This window comes from Bradyrhizobium genomosp. III (assembly GCF_000261705.1).
GTDB classification, from domain to species: domain Bacteria; phylum Pseudomonadota; class Alphaproteobacteria; order Rhizobiales; family Xanthobacteraceae; genus Bradyrhizobium; species Bradyrhizobium ottawaense.
In genome coordinates this window covers 1-7,360 of record NZ_AJQF01000025.1, presented here as the reverse complement: position 1 = coordinate 7,360, position 7,360 = coordinate 1, and the positions used below count along the sequence as shown (strand labels likewise).

The 7,360-nt window shown below is 64.4% G+C and carries 9 protein-coding genes; 3 read left to right on the top strand and 6 right to left on the bottom strand.

Translation table 11 applies throughout. The annotated features are described in order from the left end of the window. Positions 1-347: hypothetical protein (locus IC66_RS47975; RefSeq protein ID WP_210161480.1), on the bottom strand; the 347-nt coding region annotated here is incomplete at its 3' end. Between the two features lie 62 nt (positions 348-409). Here IC66_RS47975 and IC66_RS0102300 point away from each other — a divergent pair. Then, complete coding sequence (locus IC66_RS0102300; RefSeq protein ID WP_038946530.1) at positions 410-2,272, top strand: ABC-F family ATP-binding cassette domain-containing protein; 1,863 nt, start codon at positions 410-412, stop codon at positions 2,270-2,272. Between the two features lie 92 nt (positions 2,273-2,364). Here IC66_RS0102300 and IC66_RS0102295 read toward each other — a convergent pair whose 3' ends face one another. Both IC66_RS0102295 and IC66_RS0102290 read right to left on the bottom strand, forming a co-directional pair. Continuing rightward, positions 2,365-3,333: a tripartite tricarboxylate transporter substrate-binding protein gene (locus IC66_RS0102295; RefSeq protein WP_018317545.1), complete on the bottom strand. Its 969-nt coding sequence runs from the start codon at positions 3,331-3,333 to the stop codon at positions 2,365-2,367. A 160-nt stretch (positions 3,334-3,493) separates the two neighbouring features. After that, entirely contained in the window at positions 3,494-3,964 is a 471-nt protein-coding gene (locus tag IC66_RS0102290; protein ID WP_028145000.1) for a MarR family winged helix-turn-helix transcriptional regulator, read from the bottom strand. Positions 3,965-4,061: 97 nt separating this feature from the next. Here IC66_RS0102290 and IC66_RS0102285 point away from each other — a divergent pair, with 97 nt between their 5' ends. Both IC66_RS0102285 and IC66_RS0102280 read left to right on the top strand, forming a co-directional pair. Then, positions 4,062-4,430 (top strand): antibiotic biosynthesis monooxygenase family protein, encoded by a 369-nt coding sequence (locus tag IC66_RS0102285; RefSeq protein ID WP_026201869.1) that lies wholly within the window; start codon positions 4,062-4,064, stop codon positions 4,428-4,430. Between the two features lie 26 nt (positions 4,431-4,456). Continuing rightward, the gene (locus tag IC66_RS0102280; protein WP_038946529.1) at positions 4,457-4,930 is read left to right on the top strand and encodes a hypothetical protein; all 474 of its coding nucleotides are present in this window, start codon (positions 4,457-4,459) and stop codon (positions 4,928-4,930) included. Between the two features lie 165 nt (positions 4,931-5,095). Here the strand turns inward: IC66_RS0102280 and IC66_RS0102275 are convergent, their stop codons facing one another. The 3 genes from IC66_RS0102275 to IC66_RS0102265 form a co-directional block, all read right to left on the bottom strand. After that, on the bottom strand, positions 5,096-5,581 hold the full coding sequence (locus IC66_RS0102275; protein ID WP_038946527.1) for a hypothetical protein: 486 nt from the start codon (positions 5,579-5,581) through the stop codon (positions 5,096-5,098). A gap of 166 nt (positions 5,582-5,747) precedes the next feature. Next, positions 5,748-6,200 carry a DNA polymerase III subunit chi gene (locus tag IC66_RS0102270; RefSeq protein WP_038946526.1) on the bottom strand — a complete coding sequence of 151 codons (453 nt, stop codon included), beginning with the start codon at positions 6,198-6,200 and terminating at the stop codon, positions 5,748-5,750. Between the two features lie 6 nt (positions 6,201-6,206). Beyond that, a partial coding sequence (locus tag IC66_RS0102265; RefSeq protein ID WP_038946525.1) for a leucyl aminopeptidase occupies positions 6,207-7,360 on the bottom strand: 1,154 nt, incomplete at its 5' end.

The window sequence follows — 7,360 nt, the reverse complement described above, 5'->3', positions numbered from 1 at the left end:
GCGGATATGGCGGGACTCATACAATTTTGACGAGAATGCCGGCATTCCCCCAAAAACGGCGAAACCATTTTGGGGCCCAATGACTTGGTACCGTGTCCTAACTTTGAGCACACGGAACCTGCGCGATGGCTGGCCTTTTTGCCAATGACAGTGAGCAGATCGACCGGCGGACCAGCCGTTCGATTTGCGATGCGGTGGGCGAACGGCTCCAGCAGAGCCTGCGTCCCGAACCCCAGCTCCCGACCCATCTCGAGCAGCTCATGAAAGAGCTGAGGCAGCGCGACCGCGACTCGCATTGAGCCGAGCATGATCCGGAAAAGTGTGAAGCGGTTTTCCGGAACGATCATGCTTGAACGATAACCCCGGAAAAACGGGTTGCGTTCGGCGCGCCTTGCGGTGACAAGGCCGCATGCTTGGGATCACCGACCTCTCCATCCGCCTCGCCGGACGCCTTCTGATTGACCAGAGTTCCGTGCAGATCACGCCGGGATCGCGCGTCGGCCTGGTCGGACGCAACGGCACCGGCAAGTCGACGCTGTTCAAGGTGATCCGCGGTGAGCTCGCGGCAGAGCACGGCTCGGTGACCCTGCCGCCGCGCTGGAGCGTCGGCAGCCTCGCCCAGGAAGCCCCGAACGGACCCGAAAGCCTGATCTCCGTCGTGCTCAAGGCCGACCTCGAACGCGACGCGCTGCTTCACGAAGCCGAAAGCGCGACCGATCCGCACCGGATCGCCGAGATCCAGACCCGGCTGGTCGACATCGACGCGCATTCGGCGCCGAGCCGTGCCGCCGCCATCCTCTCCGGCCTCGGCTTCTCCGCCGCCGATCAGCTCCGCCCCTGCGCCGAATTCTCCGGCGGCTGGCGCATGCGCGTCGCGCTCGCCGCGACGCTGTTCGCAGCCCCCGACCTGTTGCTGCTCGACGAGCCCACCAACTATCTCGACCTCGAGGGAACGTTGTGGCTGGAGGATCACCTCGCGCACTATCCGCGCACGGTGATCGTGATCAGCCACGACCGCGATCTCCTCGAAAGCTCGGTCGACCAGATCCTGCATCTGGAGCGCGGCAAGCTTACGCTCTACAAGGGCACCTATTCCTCGTTCGAAGAGCAGCGCGCCGCGCGCGAGCTGCTCGATGCCAAGCAGGTCAAGCGCCAGGAGGCCGAGCGCGCCCGCCTGCAGGCCTTCGTCGACCGCTTCAAGGCCAAGGCTTCGAAAGCCCGCCAGGCACAGTCTCGCGTGAAAATGCTGGAGCGGCTGAAGCCGATCACGGCGCTGGTCACCGAGGACGTGCGCGAGATCAGCTTTCCGGCGCCGGAGAAGATCCTGTCGCCGCCGATCATCGCCGTGGACAACGCTTCCGTCGGCTACGATCCGGCGGCGCCCGTGCTCGGCCGCGTCACCTTGCGCATCGACAATGACGACCGCATTGCGCTGCTGGGTGCCAACGGCAACGGCAAGTCGACGCTGGTCAAGCTGCTCGCCGGAAGGCTTGCGCCGTTCTCCGGCAAGGTGACGCGCGCGGACAAGCTGTCGATCGCCTATTTTGCGCAGCACCAGCTCGACGAGCTCAACGTGGACGCGTCCGCCTATGACCACGTCCGCAAGCTGATGGGCGACGCGCCCGAAGCAAAGGTGCGCGCGCGCGCCGGCGCGATCGGCTTCTCCGGCAAGGCAGCCGACACCAAGGTCGCCAAACTGTCGGGCGGCGAGAAGGCGCGGCTGCTGCTCGGCCTTGCGACCTTCTTCGGCCCCAACATGATCATCCTGGACGAGCCTACCAACCATCTCGACATCGACAGCCGCGCCGCGCTTGCCGAAGCCATCAACGAATTCCCCGGCGCCGTCATCATGGTCTCGCACGACCGCTACCTGATCGAGGCCTGTGCCGACCGGCTCTGGATCGTCGCCGACCGCACCGTCACCAATTACGACGGCGACCTCGACGAATACCGGCGCCTGGTGCTGTCCGCGCGCAACGGCGAGCCCGCACCGCGCGAGCGCAGTGTGCCAAGCGAAAAGCCGCAGCGCGCGCGGCCCGACAATCGCGGCTCGCTGAAGAAGCGCATCACCGAGGCCGAAGCCGAGATCGCCCGCGTCAGCGACATCATCACCAAGATCGACACGGCCCTCGCTTTGCCCGACATTTTTACGCGCGATCCCAAGCAGGCCGCGCAGCTGTCAAAGGCGCGCGCCAATGCCGCCGATGCGCTGGCGCGCGCGGAGGAGCAGTGGCTCGAGGCGAGCACGCAGTTCGACGAAGCGGCGGGTTGAATCCAAATCTGGAAAACAACCCCATGCACAGGAGCGGTAGTTAATCACCCTGCCTTAGTGGCTCACCAAGCTACTCTCATGGGATTGTCCGCTCAGTCCGCGAACTGCCCGGCCGCCTTGATGATCGGGGCCCAGCGGTCGACTTCGCTCGTCAGCATCGCGCCCAGCGCCTCGGGCGTCGCCTTGTCCTGCGGCACGGGCTCGGTGTTGATGTCGTTGAACCGGGCGATCAGCGCCGGATCCTTGAGCGCCGTCTGCAGCGCGGCCGTCAGCTTCTGCACGACCGCGGGCGGAGTGCCCTTGGGAGCATAGAGGCCATGCCAGACGCCGAGCTCGAATCCCTTGAGGCCCGCCTCATCGGCCGTCGGCAGATCGGGCAGACTCTTCAGCCGCTCCTTGGTGGTGATCGCATAGGCCTTGACCTGCTTGGCCGTGATCGGCCCGGTGGTGTTGGTCGCCTGGTCGCAGGTGAGATCGATCTGCTTGCCGAGCAGATCGTTCATGATCGGACCGTTGCCCTTGTAAGGCACCGTGGTGAGCTGCTTCTGGATCGCCGTCATGAACAGCATGCCGCAGAGATGCGATGCCGCACCTAACCCGGCATTGGCGTAAGTCAGCTTGTCGCCCTGCTGCTGGGCGTAGGCGACCAGTTCCTTGAGCGTGTTGGCCGGAAAGTCCGGACGCGCAATGATGGTCATCGGTGCATTGGTCACGAGGCCGATCGGCGCAAACGCCGTCTTCGTGTCATAGCTGAGATTGCGATACAGCGTCGCGGCGGTCGAGATGCCGACGTGATGGATCAGCAGCGTGTAGCCGTCGGGCTGGGCGCGCGCGGCGCGGGTCGTGCCGATGGTGCCGCCGGCGCCGGTCGCGTTCTCGACGACGATTTGCTGTCCCAGCGACTTCCCCATGCCTGCGGCCGTCAGGCGCGCGATGGTGTCGGTCGGCCCGCCCGCCGCGAATGGAACCAGCATGGTGATGGGCCTCGTCGGATAGTCCTGGGCAACGGCCGCGCCGAGCGGCAGAAGCAGAGCCGATACGAGGGCAATCGAGAACCGCATAGTCTCCTCCAGATTTTATCGCTCCATATGAGCGCATTCCTGGCTGCAAGACCATCAGGAAAGCTTCTCATCAGAAACGTGCAGCAATTGTTCGGCCGCAGCGGCGTTCCGGGAACATGTCGCGAAGAGTTGCCCGTCAATTCCGCCTGCTCGCCGTGCGCTAGGTCTGGCTCTCTGTCTCGCTCTCGAGCCTCGTTCGCAGGTCCGCGACGATGCGATGAACGGTTTGCAGGTCCTTGACCGGAAGCCCCTCCGAAAGGCCGTTGACCCACGGCGCCTGCAAAGCCATGGCGGCATCGAAAGCATGCCGCCCCTTGTCGGTCAGGACGACAAGCTGCGCTCGGCGGTGATGCGGATTGGCCTCGAAAGCAACGAGGCCTTCCGCGTGCAGGTCATTGACGATCCGCTGCACGTTCTGGCGATTGGCACCCAGATCGCGGGCAAGCCAAGCCACCGGCTGGGGACGCTCCGCATGCACGATGGCGCCGAGAATCTGCCAGCGAGCGCTCGTGAGCCCGAGCTGGGCCACCAAGCGGTCCCCTGCGGTCAGGAGCAGGCTGTTCAGCCGGAACAGGTCAAGCACGAGGTTCGACAGAGCATCACCGGCCGGCGTTCGCAAGGATTTCGGCATCCGTCACCATAAACTGTTATTGACATCATGATGTCAAGTAATTACTTACGTATAGTACCACATTGACACCATATTGCCATATCGAACGGAGCCTGCCATGGCGCACCTACGCCCTCTGGACCCTAACTTTCCCATTGAACGTCAGCTTGGCATCGACACCAGCCCCGCAGTGCTGGTGAATGTGTTCACGCTCGACAAGACCGACGAGCAGAGCTTCCTCCAGGTTTGGCAGGACGATGCAGCCTTCATGAAGCGGCAGCCGGGCTTCATTGCCACCCAGCTTCACCGCGCAATCGGCGATAGCCCGACATATCTGAACTATGCCGTCTGGGAATCGACTGCCCACTTCCGGGCCGCGTTCACACATCCTGAGTTCAGATCGAAGATCGCAGCCTATCCCTCCTCCGCCGTCGCCTCTCCGCACCTGTTCGAGAAGGTCGCCGTGCCCGGCATCTGCGTCGCGTAGCTCGCCTTGAAGAACAGCAGGACCCGATGACCAAGATCATTCACCCCGTCGCGGGCGTGGTCGCGCTGACGACCATTGCGACCTTCTGGCTCTCCACGGCTCTCTCCGAGCTATTCGCATCACACGCGAGCGTAACCCTGGTGAAGACAGCCATCCCCTGGGGCTTCCTGTTGCTGGTTCCGGCGCTGGCGGTGACGGGAGGTTCGGGTTTCTTTCTGGCAAAGGGACGGCGCGCTGGCCTGATCGGCGCGAAGATCAAGCGCATGCCGTTCATTGCGGGCAACGGCATCCTCGTTCTCATTCCCGCCGCCTTGTTTCTTGCCTCCAAGGCAAACGCCGCGGAGTTCGACACCACGTTCTACACAGTGCAGACTCTCGAATTGTTTGCCGGCGCGATGAACATCGTTCTTCTCGGCCTCAATATGCGTGACGGCTTCACGATGAGGGGCCGTTTCCGCGCTCGCCAGCCCGATCGCTTCAACACCAAGCCGATGTTCTGAGGTTCGCGCGCGAAGCGGGCTTCCGATCGGGTCCGCCCAAGCTCGCCCGAGTCCTTCAGAACCACGGCATCGATGCCGCTATTCGAGCAGATGGCGATTTACGGAGCAGCACAATAGCTTCTCCGATGCGCGCAGCCGATCCGTTGTGGTGCCGGCGATCCGCGCTTACGCGTGCTTCTTCGGCTTTGGCTTCGTCGCCCTCGGCACCGGCTGCGGATCGGGATTGCCTTCGATCGAGGACAGGCGGCCGGCGGTGAAGGTGTAGATTCCCGCGCGCGGTCCCGTGGCCCAGGTGACGACGGCAACGCGGCGACCGACGGCATCATTGGAGAGATTGACGTTCGATGGCGCGCCGATGCCGCGCACCACGTCGCATTCGGTGTGGCCGAGCGCGACCGTGCCGCCCGTCGGCGCCGGTGCCGTCGTCGATGCATTGGCATCGGCCGGCCCGGGAGGCGGCGCCATGCCGGGACAGCCGCCGTCGGCGCTGACGAGATCCTCAGCTCCGACCGCCTTGTCGGGGGTCAGCGGCGGGGATTCGATCGAGATGTTCTTGATGAAGAGACGGCTGGGCGTGTTGAACCATTGTGCGTCCTTGGACAGCAGATCGGTCCCCGAGCAGCCCGCGACCAGCGGTGCTACGGCAGCCAACGCAACTATGAGCGACTTGGGAAGCTTTTGATGTCGCACGATAAACCAAATTCCCCGCGTGAAGGACCAGCCCTAAGCGATTGTCCCAACATCACTTTGCGGCACGAAGGTGACAAAAGCCAGCATCGCCCGAAAAGTGCAAATTATCATTAATTGCGAAGGACCCCTAATTCCGACGCTGCCATCGGCCCCGCTCGTCGGCCTGCCAATAGGTGACATCAAATCCCCGCTCCTTGCAATCCGTCCAGGCGCTGCGGGCGAGCGCGAGTGCGTCCGGATCGTCGCCGTTGAACAGCATCACCATGCGCGCATAGCCCTGCGCGTCCTGCGGCAGGGCGGCATTGTCGACCAGGAAGCGGACATGGGCGCCGTTGGGATTGCCCTCCTCGATCGCCAGCACGATCGGCTGATCGGCGGCATCGTTCACGCGCCATGTCGCGTGCGGCAGGAAGGAATCGTCGCGATAGGTCCATAGATGCGCGTCGAGCGCATCGGCGCGCTCTTCCGAGGTCGACTGCACCACGACGCGCCAGCCGCGCTCGAGCGATTTCTCGAGAAGCGGCGGCAACACGTTCTCCACCGTCATGTTTTGCAGATGATAGAACAGGACTTCGGTCATCTCAGGTCATTTGCGCTCGTAATGGTCGGCGACCAGGCGATCGAGCAGGCGGACGCCATAGCCGCTTGCCCAGCTCTGGTTGATGTCGGTCTTCGGCGCGCCCATGGCGGTGCCGGCGATGTCGAGATGGGCCCAGGGCGTGCCGTCGACGAAACGCTGCAGGAACTGCGCCGCGGTGATCGAGCCGCCATGGCGGCCGCCGGTGTTCTTCATGTCAGCGAACTGGGAATCGATCAGCTTGTCGTATTCGGGACCGAGCGGCATGCGCCAGACCTTGTCCCCGCTCTCGATGCCGGCCGCCAGCAGGCGTTCGGCGAGCTCGTCGTTGTTGGAGAACATGCCGGCATGCTCGGTGCCGAGCGCGACCACGATCGCACCGGTCAGCGTCGCCAGATCCACCATGAATTTCGGCTTCACCTTCTTGGCGACGTACCAGAGCACGTCGGCCAGCACGAGCCGGCCTTCCGCGTCGGTGTTGATGATCTCGATGGTCTGGCCCGACATCGAGGTCACGATGTCGCCCGGCCGCTGCGCGTTGCCGTCGGGCATGTTCTCGACGAGGCCGATGGCGCCGACCACGTTGACCTTGGCCTTGCGCGCGGCAAGCGCGTGCATCAGGCCGACGACGCAGGCCGCGCCCCCCATGTCGCCCTTCATATCCTCCATGCTGCCGGCCGGCTTGATCGAGATGCCGCCGGTGTCGAAGCAGACGCCCTTGCCGACGAAGCTCACCGGCGCCTCGCCCTTCTTGCCGCCGTCCCAGCGCATGATCACGGTGCGGCTCGGCCGCGCCGAGCCCTGGCCGACGCCGAGCAGCGCGCCCATGCCGAGCTTCTGCATCGCCTTGACGTCGAGCACCTCGACCTTGACGCCGAGCTTGCGGAGCTGACTGGCGCGGCGCGCGAATTCCTCGGGGAAGAGCACGTTCGGCGGTTCGTTGACGAGATCGCGCGCGATGATCACGCCGTCGACGACGTGGCCGGCCGGGGCAAACGCCTTCTTCGCGGCAGCGGCATCGCCGACAGCAAGCGTGATGTCGGCGCGCGAACCGCCCTCCTCGCCGTCCTTCTTCTTGGTCTTGTAGCGATCGAACTTGTAGGCGCGCAGGCGCAGGCCCGAGGCGATCGCAACCGCCTGCTCGCTCGTCATGGCACCACTTG